The sequence below is a fragment of the Helicobacter pullorum genome (genome assembly GCF_900638355.1).
In the GTDB taxonomy this organism is placed as follows: Bacteria; Campylobacterota; Campylobacteria; order Campylobacterales; family Helicobacteraceae; genus Helicobacter_D; species Helicobacter_D pullorum.
Genome location: NZ_LR134509.1, coordinates 512,388 through 530,539, shown reverse-complemented (window position 1 = coordinate 530,539; position 18,152 = coordinate 512,388). Strand labels below are relative to the sequence as shown.

At 33.0% G+C, this 18,152-nt stretch carries 18 protein-coding genes and 1 pseudogene; all 19 read right to left on the bottom strand.

The window, feature by feature from the left end; all coding sequences use genetic code 11:
- Positions 1–12: 12 nt before the first annotated feature.
- Complete coding sequence (locus tag EL247_RS02735; RefSeq protein ID WP_005022557.1) at positions 13–498, bottom strand: DUF3972 domain-containing protein; 486 nt, start codon at positions 496–498, stop codon at positions 13–15.
- 8 nt (positions 499–506) lie between these two features.
- Complete coding sequence (gene purE / locus EL247_RS02730) at positions 507–1,001, bottom strand: 5-(carboxyamino)imidazole ribonucleotide mutase (RefSeq protein ID WP_005022556.1); 495 nt, start codon at positions 999–1,001, stop codon at positions 507–509.
- Positions 1,002–1,009: 8 nt separating this feature from the next.
- Positions 1,010–1,195: a hypothetical protein gene (locus EL247_RS02725; RefSeq protein WP_005022554.1), complete on the bottom strand. Its 186-nt coding sequence runs from the start codon at positions 1,193–1,195 to the stop codon at positions 1,010–1,012.
- The gene (locus EL247_RS02720; RefSeq protein WP_054198357.1) at positions 1,196–2,521 is read right to left on the bottom strand and encodes a hemolysin family protein; all 1,326 of its coding nucleotides are present in this window, start codon (positions 2,519–2,521) and stop codon (positions 1,196–1,198) included.
- A 47-nt stretch (positions 2,522–2,568) separates the two neighbouring features.
- A complete protein-coding gene (locus EL247_RS02715) occupies positions 2,569–3,414 on the bottom strand; it encodes a YihY family inner membrane protein (protein WP_005022551.1) in 846 nt (281 codons plus the stop codon).
- Positions 3,415–3,423: 9 nt separating this feature from the next.
- Complete coding sequence (locus EL247_RS02710; RefSeq protein WP_126441954.1) at positions 3,424–4,263, bottom strand: biotin synthase; 840 nt, start codon at positions 4,261–4,263, stop codon at positions 3,424–3,426.
- A gap of 14 nt (positions 4,264–4,277) precedes the next feature.
- Positions 4,278–4,679 carry a pyridoxamine 5'-phosphate oxidase family protein gene (locus EL247_RS02705; RefSeq protein WP_005022548.1) on the bottom strand — a complete coding sequence of 134 codons (402 nt, stop codon included), beginning with the start codon at positions 4,677–4,679 and terminating at the stop codon, positions 4,278–4,280.
- A gap of 3 nt (positions 4,680–4,682) precedes the next feature.
- On the bottom strand, positions 4,683–6,905 hold the full coding sequence (gene topA / locus EL247_RS02700) for a type I DNA topoisomerase (protein WP_126441953.1): 2,223 nt from the start codon (positions 6,903–6,905) through the stop codon (positions 4,683–4,685).
- A 69-nt stretch (positions 6,906–6,974) separates the two neighbouring features.
- Positions 6,975–7,817 (bottom strand): 3'(2'),5'-bisphosphate nucleotidase CysQ family protein, encoded by an 843-nt coding sequence (locus tag EL247_RS02695; RefSeq protein WP_126441952.1) that lies wholly within the window; start codon positions 7,815–7,817, stop codon positions 6,975–6,977.
- Complete coding sequence (locus tag EL247_RS02690; protein ID WP_104745860.1) at positions 7,817–8,575, bottom strand: phosphocholine cytidylyltransferase family protein; 759 nt, start codon at positions 8,573–8,575, stop codon at positions 7,817–7,819. Before EL247_RS02690 ends, EL247_RS02695 begins: the two co-directional genes overlap by 1 nt.
- Before the next feature lies 1 nt (position 8,576).
- Complete coding sequence (locus EL247_RS02685; protein ID WP_104745861.1) at positions 8,577–9,692, bottom strand: CDP-glycerol glycerophosphotransferase family protein; 1,116 nt, start codon at positions 9,690–9,692, stop codon at positions 8,577–8,579.
- Positions 9,689–10,165 carry a hypothetical protein gene (locus tag EL247_RS02680; protein ID WP_232019778.1) on the bottom strand — a complete coding sequence of 159 codons (477 nt, stop codon included), beginning with the start codon at positions 10,163–10,165 and terminating at the stop codon, positions 9,689–9,691. The genes EL247_RS02685 and EL247_RS02680 overlap by 4 nt, the downstream gene beginning before the upstream one ends.
- Positions 10,166–10,173: 8 nt before the next feature.
- Positions 10,174–10,794 (bottom strand): gamma-glutamyl-CDP-amidate hydrolase, encoded by a 621-nt coding sequence (locus tag EL247_RS02675; protein WP_104745878.1) that lies wholly within the window; start codon positions 10,792–10,794, stop codon positions 10,174–10,176.
- The gene (locus EL247_RS02670; protein WP_232019785.1) at positions 10,785–13,115 is read right to left on the bottom strand and encodes a PEP-utilizing enzyme; all 2,331 of its coding nucleotides are present in this window, start codon (positions 13,113–13,115) and stop codon (positions 10,785–10,787) included. The genes EL247_RS02675 and EL247_RS02670 overlap by 10 nt, the downstream gene beginning before the upstream one ends.
- Complete coding sequence (locus EL247_RS02665; protein ID WP_232019777.1) at positions 13,112–14,656, bottom strand: CDP-glycerol glycerophosphotransferase family protein; 1,545 nt, start codon at positions 14,654–14,656, stop codon at positions 13,112–13,114. The genes EL247_RS02670 and EL247_RS02665 overlap by 4 nt, the downstream gene beginning before the upstream one ends.
- Positions 14,640–15,413 (bottom strand): class I SAM-dependent methyltransferase, encoded by a 774-nt coding sequence (locus EL247_RS02660; RefSeq protein WP_005022533.1) that lies wholly within the window; start codon positions 15,411–15,413, stop codon positions 14,640–14,642. The genes EL247_RS02665 and EL247_RS02660 overlap by 17 nt, the downstream gene beginning before the upstream one ends.
- A gap of 44 nt (positions 15,414–15,457) precedes the next feature.
- Complete coding sequence (locus tag EL247_RS02655; RefSeq protein WP_104745863.1) at positions 15,458–16,237, bottom strand: class I SAM-dependent methyltransferase; 780 nt, start codon at positions 16,235–16,237, stop codon at positions 15,458–15,460.
- 81 nt (positions 16,238–16,318) lie between these two features.
- Positions 16,319–17,443, bottom strand: a pseudogene (locus EL247_RS08760) (DUF2972 domain-containing protein).
- Positions 17,444–17,993: 550 nt separating this feature from the next.
- Positions 17,994–18,131 carry a sugar transferase gene (locus EL247_RS02640; protein WP_232019776.1) on the bottom strand — a complete coding sequence of 46 codons (138 nt, stop codon included), beginning with the start codon at positions 18,129–18,131 and terminating at the stop codon, positions 17,994–17,996.
- Between the last annotated feature and the right edge of the window lie 21 nt (positions 18,132–18,152).

The window sequence follows — 18,152 nt, the reverse complement described above, 5'->3', positions numbered from 1 at the left end:
CTATTTTCTAAATTAATCTTCTATTCCTTCTTTTGGTTTTGAATCAACAACCTTACCCCACATCATTTTATATTTTCTTTTAAGAAACTCTATCTCTTCTTGTGCCACTTTTAGCTGCTCTCTTAAAAGTGCTATTGTTTTTTTATCATCTTCATAAACTTCTTGCGTATTAAAAAGCGCATCTTTAAGGAATTGATTCTCACTTTTCACACTCAAAATAGTCTCTTCTTTTGCACTCATTACTTTTTCATGCAAACTAAGAATCGTGCCAATAGTTTTTTCTACAAACTCGCTATCCACGCCCCCACTATGATTCTCCACCATCACCGCATTTCCGGTAGTATGCACAACAGCTTTTGTCCCACTCCCTGCATCAATCATAAATTCGCCATTTTCTTGCTTCCCTTTTAGCTCTCCATTTGCCACCATTTCCAAAATTTTTTCTCTAGTCAAATTTGCCAATGTAGAAAATTCTTCGATTTTAACCCAAGTTTCCATATATTTCCCTACAAAATTACCTCAATATCTTGAGAATCCAATTCCACATTCTTTGCTTTCATCACTCTATCTTCTCGCAATTTTCCCTCTAATTCTGCATTTTCCAAAGCCAGAATCTGCATTGCCAAATAAGCACTATTTACCGCTCCAGTTTTACCCAATGCCACAGTTGCCACAGGCATACCAGAAGGCATTTGAACTGTTGATAACAAAGAATCCAATCCGTCCAAAGCTCCGCCCTTTAAAGGCACACCTATAACAGGTTTTGTTGTCATTGAAGCCACCGCTCCAGCCAAATGTGCCGCCATTCCAGCTGCTGCGATAAAAACTTTTGCTCCCTTTTGCTCTGCTTGTTTAACATATTCTTTAGTTCGGTTTGGGCTTCTATGTGCAGAGCTAATAACCACTTCATAAGACACATCAAACTTTTTTAAAACACTAATGCACTCACTCATCACTTCATAATCACTCTTGCTACCCATCAAAATTGCTACAAATTCCATAGTTCTCCTTATATTGTTGATAAACCTACGCCTATGCCTATTAAAAATCCTCCAACAAGCACAAACAAAAACAAATAAAAAAATAAATACAAAAATGCTGGCAACAGCACCAACCACCAAGACCATTGAATCTTATTGGTTAATTTTAAAGCAATCAACAAAAGCTGCAATCCAACAAAAAATAATTCTGTCATTTATTCTTCGTCCATTTCAAAAGGTTTTTTTCTCGCTTTAATACGCACAATTCTAGCACCCTCAGTAGCCAAAACCTCATATTCACAGAACTCATCACTAATAACATCGCCAACTACTGGCATACGCTCCAACAAATTAAAAACATACCCACCAATAGTAACCTGCTCTGTATCCTCTTCAAAAGAAATTCCAAGCACATCAGCAACTCTTTCTAAATCCAGCATTCCATCAAAAGAGTATGTATCCTCATCGATTTTGTGGTAATCCTCACTCTTCTTGTCATGCTCATCAGAAATATCCCCAATGACTTCCTCCAAAATATCTTCCATCGTCAATAACCCAGCAGTTCCGCCATATTCATCCACTACTAGCGCAGTATGTATCTGTCTGCGATTCATCTGTAATAAAATATTAGAAATCGAGGCACTCTCTGGGACAATAATCATCTCTCTAACAAGCTTTTCTAATTCTCTTGAAGGATTCTCTGACAACATAGTCTCCAGCAAATCCCTTAAATGCACCATTCCAATAATATTATCTTTTCCTTCTTTGCAATATGGATAACGCGTGTGTTTGGTAGTTGTTACAATTTGCATATTTTCTTCATAACTATTATCATCATACAAACAAATCATATCTTTCCGCGGTGTCATAATCTCTTTTGCCATCGTATCAGAAAAGCTCACCGCATTTTGAATAATCTCATTTTCTATGGTATCTAAATAACCACCTTTTAAGCTTTCTCCAACGATGATTTTTAGCTCTTCTTCTGAATGCGCGCTCTCCTCCCCTTCACTTGCAGGCTTGATATTGATAGCATGGAGAATCATAGCAGCAATAAAATCAAAAATCTTAATCACAGGATAAAAAACAATCCAAAACCAATGCAAAGGTCGAGCTACCAATAATACAGATTTTTCTGCCTTAGCTATTGCGATAGATTTAGGCACAATCTCACCTACAACCACATGCAAAAGCGTGATAAAGCTAAAAGCAATGACAAAACTCACAGAATGCAACAAAACAGGATTTTCTCCAATAAAATATTTAAAAGGAACTTCCAATAATCTAGCAACTGCTGGCTCTCCAATCCAACCAAGCCCAAGAGATGAAAGGGTGATTCCAAGCTGCGTTGCAGAGAGATAAGAATCTAGTTTTCCTGTAATTTTTAAGGCAAGCTTTGCACTTGGAACCTCACGCTTTACCAACTCTTCCAACCTTGAACGACGTATTTTGACAATAGCAAATTCAGAAAGAACAAAAAAACCATTTAATAAGACAAGAAATAAAGCAAGAATGGACAGCAAAATCGAATCAACTTCCAAAAAATTCTCCTTAAAATTTTAAAAATTAAAGTTATTATAGCATAATATTATTCTTGAATCTCTTTTTCTAACTCTTTGATAAATACTTCATTAATTCCCCTGCTTAAACTCATACCAAAAAGCAAAATTGCCCACGAAAGATACACCCAAATAAACAAAAACAATAAAATGCTAAAAGAACCATATAATGTCAAATAGGCTTTATTATAAAACACATAATACACAAAACCCCATTTACAAAGCGACCACAACAATGCTGTAAAAAGAGAGCTCAAAAGTGTATTTTTTGTGCTAATATAAACATTAGCAGAAATTTTAAATAGCACAAAAAATATCGCCCAAGTTACCAAATAAGGCGTTATGCGAAACAACCAAAGCATAAAATCTTTATAACCCAAAATATCCAAATAAGCATAAGCCTTAGCACTTAAATAAATAGAAAATAAGATTCCAACAGGAAAAAGCGTCATACATGTCCAATAAACTGCCAAAGAATCCCAAAATCCACGAGGCTTTGTATGAAAGATTTTTCCAGCAATAAATTGATAATTTTTAAAAAATAAAATCGAGGTAACAAAAGCATAAAAAAGCCCCATTCCACCAAGTTTGGTAGAATTTGCCAAAAAGCTATCCATATACTCCAAAAAAACATCAGAATAAGTAGGCAAGAAATTAGTAATGACTAAATTTTTAAAACTCTCTAAATATTCTTTGAATTCAGGCAAAGCCGCCACCAAAGAAAAAACAATCAAAAGCATCGGCAAAAGCGCAAATATAGTATAAAAACTAAGACTTGCTGCAAAATATAGCAAATCTCCTTTTAAAAAAATATACAAATGCTTTGATAAAAGAATCATCTTTTCTTTAATTTTGTCAAGAAAATATAATTTCACTCGCCGCCTTCACTCACAACTTGTAGCTATACCATAACCATAACTTTTAATTCTCTCAACCTCTTCTTTTGGTTTATTTCCTTTTGTGGTAAGATAATCCCCCAAAACAACCGCATTAATTCCACATTCAAAAAGCTCTTTTTGATCTTCCCCAAAAACCCTCTCTCTACCTCCAGCTATCATTAATCTCGCATTAGGCAAATATTCTCTTGCTAATTTTACACATTCTAATGCTTCTTGCCTAGTTAAAACTTCTTGAGTGAGAGGCAAAGCGGGATTTGGAATGAAAAAATTAACCGGAGAACTATGTGGATTTAAAGTCTGCAGGGCATACAATAAATCCATTCTATCCTGCCAAGATTCACCCATTCCAAAAATCCCTCCACTACACAAACCAAGCCCCACTTCCAAAGCATTCTCACAAGTTTGATACCGCTCATCAAAGCTATGCGTTGTGCAAATTTTTGGAAAAAAATTCTTGCAAGCCTCTAAATTATGGTTATAGCTTGCAATTCCAGAATCTTTTAATTCCTTCAAAGCCTCTTTGGACGCAATCCCATTACAACCAATTAAATGCAAATGCAAACCCTCTGCGACAATTGCCCTAGCAGCCTTTGAAACATACTCTACTCTCTTATCATCAAGATTTCTTCCACTTGTAACCAAACAAAATCCCAAAGCTCCATTTCTGGCAGCTTCTTTTGCCTCAAAAACAATTTGCTCAATAGGCTTTAGTCTATATCTTTGGATTTCTGCATTATATTTCGCGCTTTGGGTGCAATATGCACAATCCTCAGCACAGCTTCCACTTGAAATATTTGAAATTGTGCACAAAAAAATATCACTCATCTCTTTCCTTAAATTTAATATTTTAATATCTCTTCTCTTCCACCAAAATCTTGAATCTTAATACTCACATTCTCCAAATAAAAAACAACAAAATTTGGATTTTTTGGATTTTGATAAATATTTTCAAGAGTTGGATATTTTTCAAACATTGCCTCTTTGAGTGCCAAATCATCATCAAACTTCACTTCTCCACGAATCCTAATCCACTTATCCTTGCCATCAAAAGCACTCAATTCCACCCCGGCAAAATTCTGCATATGCTTATACATACCTTTTTGATTGGAAGTGCAAAAATAAAGCTTTCCATTTTTGTATAAAGCAGATTTAATAGGACGCACTCTTGGATTGCCACAAGTCCCTTTTGTCGCCAAAAAAGTAACATTCTCATCTAAAAAATCTAATATCTCTTGTGTCATAATTCACTCCTTTGTTTTATTTTCTGTATCTTCAATACGCTCTTTGCAGGCAATACATTCCAAAATAGGCTTTTTGCGATAAAGTCTTTTTGCCATCAAAGAATCGCATTTGGGACAATGAATATTAGTAGGCTCATAAGTCGAGATAAAGTCGCATTTTGGATAATTCCCACAACCATAAAATTTACCTCTTCTACTCATTCTCTCCAAAATCTCCCCTCCGCATTTAGGGCATTTCACACCTTCTATTGCCTTTTTGGTATTAGAGATTGGATTAAGAGCCTTTGTGTTTTTGCAATCTGGGTATCCGCTACAAGCCAAAAACTCTCCATTTTTCCCATATTTTTTCAACATTGGCTTACCACATTTCTCACACACTCCATAATCTTCATTGCTTTCTTGATTTGTCTCTGTTTCTTTTTTGATATATTTGCATTTAGGGTAACCACTACAACCAACAAATTCTCCAAATCTACCACTTCTTTTAATCAATTCCTTCCCACAAAGCGGACAAATCTCACCAGTTGGGATTGCTACTTTTTGACTTTGTATAATCGTCTTGCCTTCATTGACTTTTTGGATAAAAGGCTCATAAAAATCCCACAAAAGCTTTTGCCAATCTTGTTTGTTTTCTGCAATCTCATCGAGCTTTTCTTCCAAACTTGCTGTAAATTTAGAATCTACAATTTCCAAAAAATATTTCTCCAAAAGCTCCACAACTTTAAAAGCAACCTCTTGAGGTTTAATTTGCTTCTTTTCAATTTTGATATATTCACGCGAATTAAGAAGCGAGATTGTCGGCGCATAAGTGCTTGGACGACCTATTCCTAGAGATTCCAATGTTTTAATCAAACTTGCTTCTGAGAATCTCGCTGGAGGCTCTGTTTGATGCTCACTAGCTCCGCATTTTTCTAGCTCTAAAGTCTCTCCGATTTTCAAATTTGGCAACAATTTATCTTTATCCTCATTGCTTAAAACCCTATAAAATCCATCAAAAATAAGCTTCCTGCCACTAATTTTTAACAAAGATTCACCAGAAGCCACAAAAATATTTTGCAACTCAAACTCTGCATCATTCATCTGTGAAGCTAAAAATCGATTATAAATCAAAGAATAAAGTTTTAGCTCATCTCCCTTGAGATATTGTGCTGCAACTTGCGGAGTAAAATCAATCAAAGTAGGTCTAATCGCCTCGTGTGCTTCTTGCGCTCCCTTTGCCTTTGTGGCATAATTTTTTGGCTTATTTGGAATGTATTTTTTCCCATAATTTTTATCTATAAACTCCCTAGCCTCATCTTGTGCTACTTTGGCGATATTTAAACTATCTGTCCTCATATAAGTAATCACTCCCATAGAACCTTTATGAGTCATTACTCCTTCATAGAGTTTTTGTGCTGTTTGCATTGTCTTAGAGGGTGAAAATCCCAAAATAGAACTTGCGCTTTGTTGGAGTGTTGAAGTCATAAATGGCGGGGGAGTGCTGACTTTACGCTTTTTATTTTCAATTTCCTTTACTTCAAATTTGACTTTTTTTAGCTTTTCTACAATCTCCAAAGCACGCATCTTATCTTGCAAACTTAACTTTTGTATTTTTTCTCCACTAAATTCAACAAGCTCTGCTTCAAGATTGTCTTTTAAGATAATATCAATTGTATAATAAGTGATGGGCTTAAAATTTAGGATTTCTTTTTCTCTATCTACAATAATTTTTAAAGCACTGCTTTGCACCCTTCCAGCACTTAAACCTCGCTGAATTTTAGAGGAAATCAAAGGACTTAGTCGATACCCCACAATCCTATCAAGCAATCTCCTAGCCTGTTGTGCATTGACTTTGTCCATATCAATATAGCGAGGATTTTTCAATGAATCCAAAATCGCCTTTTTGGTAATCTCATGGAACACGATTCTAGGCAATTTCAATGGATCTTTGCCAATAGCAGTTGCAATATGGAATCCTATTGCTTCACCCTCGCGGTCCTCATCGGTTGCGATATAAATAGTTTTAGAATTTTTGGCTAATCTTTTTAACTCATTGACAACATTTTTATGTGATTCATCAATTTTGTATTCTGGAATAAACTCTTGATTGTCAATTTTAATTCCAAAAGTGTGTTTTGGCAAATCTCTAATATGCCCTTTTGAGGCAATTACCTCATAATTATTCCCCACAAAGTTTTTAATCGTTTTTGCTTTGGTTGGAGATTCTACAATAATTAAATCTTTCAAAACTATTCCCTATTTTAGAAAATTTTTCTAATCATACAAAAATTTTACAATAAATATCAATAATTCCCTCTAATCTTGTAAAAAATCTCTATAAATCTCTCCACCCACTTGACTCTTTGCAAAAGCGATAAAATGGTTATTTCTGATATTCTCTTTATTATAAAGCAATGGTTTTTTGGTAATGCAGTCTAATATCTCTCCCCCTGCCTCTTGCAAAACAATATCACAAGCAGCCATATCCCACTCGCTTGTGCCATTAAATCTAGGATACAAATCCGCCTCACCTTTGGCTAATGCACAAACCTTCAAAGAAGAGCCATATCTTCGCACCTTTAAATGGTATTTTTGCAAAAATTCTTGTGTTTCTTTGGTGCTATGAAAATTCGAATCACAAGCCACTAATTCCTTATCTTCTAAAGCCCTATCACCATTTAGATGAATTTTATGGGATTCCAAAAACACTTCATCAACCAAATGAGATTCCATAGCATTTTTTAGCAATTTAGCATCAAAAGTATAACTTCCACTCCCCTTTAATGCCATATAAAGCTCATAAAAACAAGGTGCATAAACCACACCCAAAATAGGACGATTATTAGAAATCAAAGCAATATTAATTGTCCAACCTCCATTTTGTGCCAAAAAATCCTTAGTCCCATCAAGCGGATCAATCAACCAATAATAATCTAAATCTCTACGCTTTTCATATTCCAAAACCGCTTCTTCAGAACAAATTTCAAAGCTTGAGAGATTTTGCAAACTCTGCATAATAAAGGCATTTGATTCTAAATCTGCTTGAGTAATGGGAGAAGAATCGCTCTTCAAAGAAAATTCCCCCTTGCCATAATATTTTAAGGCAATTCTCCCAGCTTCCATTGCAACCAAAGCAACTTGATAAAGTAATTTTTGCATTATAATCTTATCTCCAAATCCTTCTTAGAATCAATTTCACACCAACCTCCATCAATGCAAACAGCCAAAGCATTATTATATTTGTCAATTAGCCCTTGCAAAAAACTTGTCATAAACATATTATGAAAATCTTTACCATCATACAATACATTACGATTTAAAGATTCATAAAACTCTAAAACCTGAGGCAAGAATCTATAAGAAAATTTAATCAGTCCAATATATTGCCCCTCAATTTCTTGATAACTTTTAGCCTTTTTACCTATCTCTATAACCTTACCTTCCCTAATTTTAAGCGTTTCAGCATCATCTAATGGATTATCAAAGCGTTTTTCCCAAAGTTTCCTCCATTGCTTATCTACAATAATCCCAAAAGGAGTATCTATCTCCATCAATTTTTTCACAACTTCTTTAGAATAGACAATATCCGCATAAGAAATTATTAAATCATCTTGTTGAGATATACAAGATTCTATCCATTCCCTAGCACAAAATAATGTTGCAACCATATTTGTAGAATTAAAATAAGAATTTTCAAAAAAGGTTTTTATGGCATATTTTTGCACTAGATATTCTTTTAAAATCTCCGCTAAATATCCACCAACAACAGCAATTTCGTGGATTCCAGCCTCCCACAAAGCTTCAATCTCATAATCAATAATCTTTTTACCCTGATATTCCACCATACATTTTGGCTGATTTTTGGTTAATGGCATTAATCTTGTTCCAAGACCAGCTGCCAATATCAATGCTTTCAAACTATAGCCCTCCTTGCAATATTTGTTCAATTTGTTCTAAAATTATCTCTACAGATTCACCTGTATGATAAACTATCTCATCTCTAAAATCTTTTATTCTTTTGGTATCCTCTTGGAATGTTGCTCTCTTAAGCACTTCTTTTAGCTCTTTTAAGCAGCGTATTTGCCCTCCACCTCCCATACTAACAAAAGGAATATAATTTGCTAAATGCGTATCTAGCTGCAATGGTGCAAAAAATATACTAGGACGCAAGGTGCTAAAAGAAAAGGTAAAAGCAGTCGTTGAAAAATCAGTAATCAAAAATTCACTTGTATTACAAAAATCATTACCCATTTTTTCATCAAACTTGACGCGTTTTTCGTTTTGCCATTTTGCCTTAATTAGATTATAAAAACTATGATTATTCTGAAAATTCATAGGATGGGCACGATAGGAAATATTATAAGAAGTATATTCTAACAATGCCTCTATGACACTATTCTCAAATCCAGCAAAAAGATTCAAATTCGCATTATCACCACTTACATAACGCAAACTTGGAGCATAGGTAATAGCATTAGAATCTTGATAGCAATAACCTTGGATAGCCTTATCAAGTTTTGGATACCCACTTTTTAATAATTTAACTTTACTCTGCTTCAAAGTTTTTTGAAAAGATTCCATGGCAATTTTAGAAGGAACCAAAATATAATCTACCACTTCACTAGCACCAGTAGCTTCAATTAAGCTATGAGGAAAATAAATGCGTTTTGCAGTTGTGCTAAGAAAAGTTCTGTCAATTTTTCCATCCTCATAGCCTACTTGATCTGCACTTAAGATTAAATCAATTCCTTGAATATCTGTATTCAAATAAAAAGTTTGCCCATTTTCAATAATACGCCAAGGAAACAATACATTATAATGCCCACTCTTTTCAAACTCATCATTTACAATACGATCCACAATTGTAATAACATTGTATTTTTCCTTTAATCGCTTAATTAAATCTCCATATTGTTTGCGATAAGTAGGATAATACGAAACTATCAAAATATTCTTACGCTCTGCACTAAGATACCCCTCAATAGTTCTTTTTGTTTGGGCAATAAACTGCTCAATAGTTTGCAATACATTCATATCACAGCCCCTCTAAAAAATTCTTGCATTTTTGTTATTTTTGCTTTTTGTATGACAGAATACTCCAAAAATGCTTTCTTCAATTCCTCTAGCGAATAAACATTATGCGTAACACTCTCTAACATTGAATAATATTTATCATTAGTTGGATAAGTGATTCCATTAAATCCAAATAAACACAAAATACTAGGCTTTTGGGTTAAAAAAGCATATTTAAAAACCATATTAGAGACATCACTTACAACAACCTCTATCTTCTTTGGAGCATTTTTGCAGCAGTCAATAGAATCTCCAAAAATATCTTTAATAGATTCTACAATTTTTAAAGAAGTTTGAATATGCGGCAGATAAGACACCTCCAACATTTCTAACCCAACTAAAGTTTCCAACACCATCACATCAAATCCACAAGCAACATTCCCATGCAAATCATCATTGTATTCCCTTTTACTTGGTGCATACAAAACTTTCATTTTTACTCCTATAGTTTTTTTTTCCATTCCTCAAAAATACAAGCATCACACATTCCATTTTCCCTCTCAATATGCCACATCACTCCAAAAATTGGTTTATGCTTATGTCTAAAAGCCTCTATTGTAGAATCTTCTGCAAATGCTATGCCATACAAAGGCTCCCTTATTTTTTCTATGCAGTAATTATGAAATGAATTAACTATTCTTTTTTGATAAGTAGTTAGATTTTGAATGGAATGTTTGCCAATATGTATATCGCTTCTTGTAAAATTTGCTCCAAAATATTCTGCAACCCTTTGTGCCCCACGACAAACCCCCAATAAAGGCAGAGATTCCTCTAAACAATAAGTGATAATTTGCCCTTCATATTCATCGCGCTTTTGAGAAATTTGATTGGCATTTAAGATATTTAAATCATTTCCACCACTCAAAATAATTCCTTTTAATGTTCCATTTAACCTCTGTGCATACTCTACAAAAGGTATCTCATAACTCAAAGGCAATGGCAAATAGCCATTTAAATGCTGCAAAAAAAACTCTCCCCATTCCAAACTCAATGCTTCTCTAATTTCAAAATAATTAGAATTTTCTATAAGGCGTTGAGAAATTCCAATAAATTTTAAAGGCATATTATTTGCTCGCTTTGACAATCCAATCTAATCCTTTTAGCCTGCAAGTATCGCTCAAAAGAATCCTCCCCCACTCCAATAGCGGCAGGCAACCCAAGCTCTGAAGCTCTAATTGCCATATGAGAATTTGCTCCCCCATAGCAAGTTATTAATCCTGCAATATTTTTCGCAAAAAGATAATCAAACCCAGGATCTGCAGATTTAATCAATACTATTTTCCCCTCAACCTCTCTATCATTATGCAATGCAACTTGTGCATTTACCTCTTTTTGTGTAACAAAATTTGGCACGATTCTTGTTTCAAAAAAACTAAAAATTTCTGAAGAATCTGTAATTAATATTGGCAATTTGAGTGCTAAAGTCAATTGATATTCCTCTTTGTGGTATTTAATCTCATCCAAAAAACGCTCTTTAGGATTTTTAGAGTATAAAGAGGCATATAAACTCAAAATACTCTTAATATCCAAATGCGCCATATCTTCTTTACTAATTCCATAATAATCCCCAAGCTTACCTATCAAAACCAATACATAAGAAAGTAGTCTTGTAAATTCAAATTTAGCATATTCTCTTCCCTCAATGGCACATTTTAAAAATCCCAAAAATTCTTTGGCTTCAATTTTTAAACCATGCTCTACCAATAAATCTTCCAAGATTTTCATCTTTGAACTATCCAATTCAAAAAGCTGCCTACTTTCTTCTTTATATGCTATATTGCTATTAGTTTTAATATCAAAATATTCCTCAAATGCTTCATCATAACGAGGTGATAAAATATTATAAGTTCCAGCTCTTAAATGCCCAAATTGTTCTAAAAACTCTTCTTTATTTTCAAGATTCAATCTAGCAACCTCACAACTCAAAGTTTTACTAATTGTTTTAAGAGAATTCAAAAATTCTTCTCTTTCTTCTCTACTGAAAAAACCGATTTCTACCAATGAATTTAACATTTGCATTGCTACAAATCCAGCACGTGCAATTCCAGCAAAAGGAAGTGTTCCATAACGCTTACAACTTTCAATAGCCCAATAAATTTTATCAATAATTGACAAATCTGCTTCTTCTATTTTTTTATGGATTCCTCTTAGTTTTTTAATCTTTTCAATGTCTTTTAAATACAATCCTTTTTGAGGATCAATAATATTATTAGTCAATTCAAGAAGTGCAAATTCAATGCGTTTTATCTCATTGGCATTAAAATTAAACTTTTGTAATTTTTGTAATTTTTTAGGCGTATTTAAATCATAACAAGAAAATACAATATCAAACTCTACTTTATCATGTAAATGAGGATTATTGCTCAAAGAATCCAAATAAAATTCTACCAATTTTGCAGCTATTTTAGTATCAAGATTTTTAGGGATAAAAGAATTAAAAGACAATCTCACATCAATATAGGGAATCCCCAAAAATGAATGCATAAGAGGATGAGAACGCAAATTTAAATAACCATAGTTATCTCTTTGATATGCCCAAATGCTATCTGTAATAATTTCTTTATACAAACTTAATGCCAAACGCTTTGGTTTTAATCCAATAATCTCTGCTGGATTCCAATCAGGCATAACTCCAAAAATAGTTCGCTTACCATAAACATCTGCTGTTGTTTTTTGTAGTGATAAAAAACGTTTCTGCAATCTCTTAAGCGCTTCTAATGGCAAAGATTGATTGAGATTAATTTTATTTTGAATGACTAACGGACGCACTTGCAAGCAATAAATTTCCCCTTGCTTATCAATGGCAAACTCCACATCCAAAAATGGATAATCAAAAATATTTTCCAGCTCTTTTAAAAGCATAATAATAGATTTTAATTGAGAATTGTTAGGCAAAGGAGCTTCTCTATGGCAAAAGAAATTTATCTTTTCCTTTGCACTCCCATCAGTAATAGAATCTGTTTTGCCACTTTCATCATACTCTATACAATAATAAGGTGCTAGCGTATCTTTATTGACGCTCATAGCCACTCCACATATTAGAACATTCTCCAACATTGGTTGTATCAAAATTTCATCATCTAAATTCGGCATAGATTGTGCAACTCTTTGCAAAGCTCCCACTATTTCTTTTTCTTGTTTTGGCACATTTGCAATACTTAAAAAAGCTCCTGCATTAGAATTTTCTTTACTATCTTCACTCTTAGAAGAACTGCGCACAATCACTTTGGAAGTCTCAAAACATAAAATATCCCTTAAAATTTCCTGCTTTTCTTCAAATTGCTTTAAAGAAGTAATAACCATTGGGAGTATCTTAGCTGACTTCAATTTACCCTGCAACCTCTTAAGATTTTGTGCTTTAGAAATAAATTTCTGCATTATTATATCTCCTCTAATTTTTGAATAATAAAATTTGCAATAAATTCGCTGGATTTTCCTGAATTAAACACCTCTTTTTTTCTATACTCCTTGATATTTTCCTCTCTTCTTTGTTGATTCTCTTCTAATATTTCCTGTATTTTTTCAAAACATTCTTTAGCATTTGAAGCAACTTTATGCAAAATAGGATTATAAAATTTAATCCCCAAATATTCATTTTCTAAATCATCTTTATTTCTACACAACAAAATTGCCGGTTTTAAAGTAGTCAAAGGAAAGGTATAAACCAAACTAGAATAATCCCCAATAATACAGCAACTATCTTGCATAATTTGCACATCTAATTTCTTAGAGGTATCATAAACAAACCAAGAATACTTAGCATACTCCTTAGCAATTTCCTCACTTTCTTCTTGCAAAATATTACCCGGATAAGGGCGAAAATATACCTTTTGCTTTACTTTAAGATTTATCTGGCACCTTGCAAGAAATTCTTTAATAATTAAAATACTCTCTTGATGATTAATAGCAATCAAAATATTACGCCCCCCCCCCCCTACCATTTGTTCATACTCTAAAATATTTTTATCTAAACTTGGATATCCACCACACACTAGCTCTTTTTCATACCCGCATTCACTAAATTTATCTTTGTAAATTTGATAATTTGAAAGACTAGGCACGATTCTATATCCATTAATACCCATTTTCTTTTTAAACCAAAAATCATCCAATGTTCTTTTTCTCTGCATTAAAGCAGCAACAGGATCAATAAAGGCATGAGACACATAAATTGTTGGACTTCCCCAACTAGGGGAAGTAAGTGGCATACGACAAGTAACAAATAAATCAAATAAATTCAAAAAACTTCCCATATAACTTAATTGAATTGGGCAAAAAATGCTGTTTTTACCAGTTTGCTTTTGTGCTTTTATAAATTCTTTCTCATCATAATAAACATAAACTACATTAACTCTCTTTTGCTCTAAAATATCTCCAATATCCCCCAAATGCTTGTTTCCCCCAAAAGTCGTTACAGCAATTCCAACACTTTTGGGTAAAAGCTCAAAATATCCCTTAAAATACAAATCAGTCTGCTTACTTAAATCTTTAAGTATAGATAAAAATGCTCCTTCCTCTTTTAAAGTAAGATAAAATTGCATTGCAAAATAACTAGCAAAATTTAAAAAAGATAATGTTTCATTTGGAGAGTTTTTTTGTATTTCTGCAAACTCCACTTTCTCCAAATAAACCAACAATTTCTCTTCAAGCTCAATAATTCCATTACACACAATTTCTTGAGGTAAATTTTTAGCATTTTGAAATAAAATATTATACATTTTCCTATCTTGATGAACAATCCATAATATTCCATTTTCTTTAACTCTTTGATGATTGTGTGCAAGAGAAGTTTCCTCTCTTGCATCATCCAAAATATTAATCTCCCCTACACTCAATAATGTTTTAAAATTTTTTAATATCACATAAATTGCTTGTGCATCCTCTCCATTAGGATAAAGATAAATATTTTTATACTCTTTTAGCACTCCAACACCTTGTTGTGTATTTAATATCTAATTCTTGTGGCAATCTTTGTTTAAGGGCATCAGTAATTTTATTAAACAACTCTTCCCCTTCCTTTGTCTCCAAATCCCAATAAGGATTCTTCACGCTTCGCCAAGCTTTGATATAATTTTCTAAACTCTGATGAAAATAAAAATCCTCCTCAATATAAATAATATTATCAAAAAGCTCCTTATGGGATTCGATAATAGGTCTTTGATCCTCTCTTCTAACACCTCTAGTGTAATGTGGGACAAACTCAATAATGGTATCCTCCGCTATCTTTTGAATAGGATCATTAAGATCCCTATGATTCCACATACAAGAAAAATAAGTTCTAGGTTTTAACAAACGATGAGCCTCTTTTAATGCTTCTACTCTATCCATAACATTAAAGCTACTCCCAAAAGTCACCCAATCAAATTCCCCTTTTTGAAGTGTGGAATCAATTCCTGTTGCTCTAACCCACTCTATTTTTTGTCCTTTTGTTCTCTCTATCCCAATTTCTCTCATCGCATCATTAGGCTCTACTGAAACTACTTCGCAACCTCTCTCTAAGAGCATAATACTCAAATTACCTGTCCCTGCACCAATATCTGCAACTTTAATTGCTTCTTTATTTTGATTCTTTTGCACCAATGAAACCAACATATCAATAGTCGCGGGTGCATAATTTGGTCTAAACTCATAAAATTTTGCATGCTTTGTATAATCCCATACTTGTTCAACAATTTTTTGCATTTTTAAATCCTTCCATTCTAAAAAGCCTAGAATGGAAGGATTTTTTATGCTTTCCTTACACTCCAAGCCCTAATTTTATAAGGAATCTCAATCTTATCAAAGATATCAATTTTCTTTTCTATCATTGACAAAATTTGATTCCACCGCTTTTCTCCCGCTTGCGCTTGAATATCATTAACGGACTTCCAAGCACCAATATAACGATTTTTATCCATCACCTCTACATAATCACATTCCATAAAAAAACAATCTTTAAAATGCCCTGTAGAAATAAGAATATCTTCCCATTTTTTAGCATTTTGACTTCCACTGCTCACACGAGTAAGCTCTGGAACAATATGCTTAATTTCCTTTTCAATCTCATCAAATACTGAACCTTCTACTATATTTCTAGGGTTCCAAATGGCTGTAAAATAGCCCCCCCCCCCCATACCAGTTTTTAGGATTCTTGCAAATTCTGGCAAAGATTTTTTGGGATCTGTCCAATGAAATGAACTTGCCATAATCACCCAATCTGCAAAATTTGATTCTACTCCTGTAGCTTCTCCACTTCCTTTTTGCCATTTAATTCTTGTGTTTTGTGTATATTTAATACCTTCTTCCCTCATATTATCATTAGGCTCTACCGCTAAGACTTGCATTCCAAAATCCCAAAGCATTCTAGTTAGCTTTCCTGTCCCAGCCCCTACCTCAACCACCTTTAAATCTTTGGTTGCTTTATTTTCATCATTAATACATCTCACTAACTTTTCTAACAACATTTCACTATATGCCGGACGATTATGATAGTGTTTTGCCACCTTTGTAAAATCACCTTGTTTCATCTATTTTCCTTTTTTTATTTATTCTTATTATTTTAACAAATAACATTATTTGGTTTCCATAAATTATTACCTTTTATATCATTAAATCCCCTTCTCTTCACAGATTTTAAGAAATTCTTGATAATATTCCCAAGATTCCACAATGTCAGGACGATATCGCTTGACAAACATAGTCTCTTCCTCTAAAATTTGTTTTAAAAGCATTGCATCTTTAGTATTATTTCTTAAATGATCCATAACATCATCAATTATAATTAGCTTCTATTCTATATAATCCAGCAAACTCTCAATTTTTCCTACAAAATCTTCCAAATAATCCAACACTTTCAAATAACATTGATTATCTTCCATTAAAATTTTCATTTCATCTCTTTTAATGCAAATATCATAAACATCATCTCTTTTATAAGAATCTATCTTACTAGCCAAACTCACCAAATCTTGCTGATTTGCAAATATTTTTCTAATAAAATTCACTTCAATCTTTTGCTCATCTGCAACTTCAACGCTTAATTTTAATGGCAACCATAAATATGCCTCACCCTTAAAAGCATTACCACTTAATGTGCTATGATAACTCTCTTTTGGGATTTTACATTTTGATTTTTGCAAAAAGCCAACCATTTTTTCTTCTATATCCGCTTTATGTAAATCTTGAGTATCTAAAATTTGAATTTGATTTGCTGGATACATTTCTAATAGCTCTTTATAACCCCTTACCACAAAAAGGATAGGAAAAAATCCAATCCAAACTTTTTGATTAATATGGCTCTTATCTCTCTCCACAAACACATCATCAAAACTATCCTGTAAAGTAAAGCTTTGCTTTTTAATCATTACACTTCTATGCCATCGCCCTCTCCTTACCACCAAATGTCGGATAAGCAACAAAGGATCTCTCACATGATATAAAAGTGGCTTTGTTTGATCTAACATAGAAAAGAATTTGATTCTATTCTCATAATTTTTATCTTCATTATAAACTCCAGAATCGCTAAAATCAATAAAATAATCAATATTTAAATTTTTACTCATAACTTTATAAAAAATTTTATAAATATCTACAACAACAGATTTTGGAGGCATCGCAAAATCTCTAACAATTCTTAACACAACAAGCCCAACAAAATAAGAATAATGTAATGCTCCAACCCCGTGGGAAAATAGATATATAAACTTATAATTCTCCGGCAATGGCAGATTCATCTCCCAAGCTAATTGCGCAGAAATATTTTTATAATCCGCCATTTTTGGATTAATAAGCGAAGGATAAGGATGTTTTTCTTTTTTATACCTCTTATGAAATTCACTGGATAACAACCAGCTTTCTATCTCACTAAAATTCTCTAAAAAATAACTAAAATTATGCAAAATATTATCAATTATAGGCTGATAATCTTTATGTGCTTGAAAAATACGATTTATCTTTTCGCAATTAATCTGTACACGATTCTCTAACTCAATACAATAAATTATCTCTTGTTTCTCTTTAGGGATAATCCTAACAACCTCTTGGATAGCCCTATGTCTTGCCTTAGCTTTTTCTATCTTGCTTAAAAGTTTTAAATATCCTCCCTTATGCCAATTTTTATCAGCCTCAATCAATGCGTTACCCAACAAATAAGAAAGGCGCAATTTATATTTTAAGCTTTCATTATAGTCTTTACAAGCATCTAATTTTGGATATTTAAGTTGTGGAAAAATTTAAATGGTTTGTTGGTAGATTTTATGATTTTTTGTATGATTTTTCTTAATTTTATATAAAGAGATTATGAGGGATAATACCCCCCCCCCCCTCCGCTGCTTTAGAGGAAGCAATCATAGCTTGCCCAAGTTTATAAGAAAATTGATTACGCACTCTCTCAATTGCCGAATTTGCATTTCTTATCATCATTACACTCCAATCTCAAATAAA

Bases quoted from the DNA above. Each gene is read 5' to 3' on its own strand.
- EL247_RS02660 (WP_005022533.1), bottom strand. From the start codon at position 15,413: ATGCAAAAAATTGTTGAACAAGTATGGGATTATACAAAGCATGCAAAA.
- EL247_RS02710 (WP_126441954.1), bottom strand. From the start codon at position 4,263: ATGAGTGATATTTTTTTGTGCACAATTTCAAATATTTCAAGTGGAAGC.
- EL247_RS02655 (WP_104745863.1), bottom strand. From the start codon at position 16,237: ATGAAACAAGGTGATTTTACAAAGGTGGCAAAACACTATCATAATCGT.
- EL247_RS02695 (WP_126441952.1), bottom strand. From the start codon at position 7,817: ATGCAAAAATTACTTTATCAAGTTGCTTTGGTTGCAATGGAAGCTGGG.
- EL247_RS02735 (WP_005022557.1), bottom strand. From the start codon at position 498: ATGGAAACTTGGGTTAAAATCGAAGAATTTTCTACATTGGCAAATTTG.
- EL247_RS02725 (WP_005022554.1), bottom strand. From the start codon at position 1,195: ATGACAGAATTATTTTTTGTTGGATTGCAGCTTTTGTTGATTGCTTTA.
- purE (WP_005022556.1), bottom strand. From the start codon at position 1,001: ATGGAATTTGTAGCAATTTTGATGGGTAGCAAGAGTGATTATGAAGTG.
- EL247_RS02675 (WP_104745878.1), bottom strand. From the start codon at position 10,794: ATGCCTTTAAAATTTATTGGAATTTCTCAACGCCTTATAGAAAATTCT.
- EL247_RS02705 (WP_005022548.1), bottom strand. From the start codon at position 4,679: ATGACACAAGAGATATTAGATTTTTTAGATGAGAATGTTACTTTTTTG.
- EL247_RS02685 (WP_104745861.1), bottom strand. From the start codon at position 9,692: ATGAATGTATTGCAAACTATTGAGCAGTTTATTGCCCAAACAAAAAGA.
- EL247_RS02640 (WP_232019776.1), bottom strand. From the start codon at position 18,131: ATGATGATAAGAAATGCAAATTCGGCAATTGAGAGAGTGCGTAATCAA.
- EL247_RS02680 (WP_232019778.1), bottom strand. From the start codon at position 10,165: ATGAAAGTTTTGTATGCACCAAGTAAAAGGGAATACAATGATGATTTG.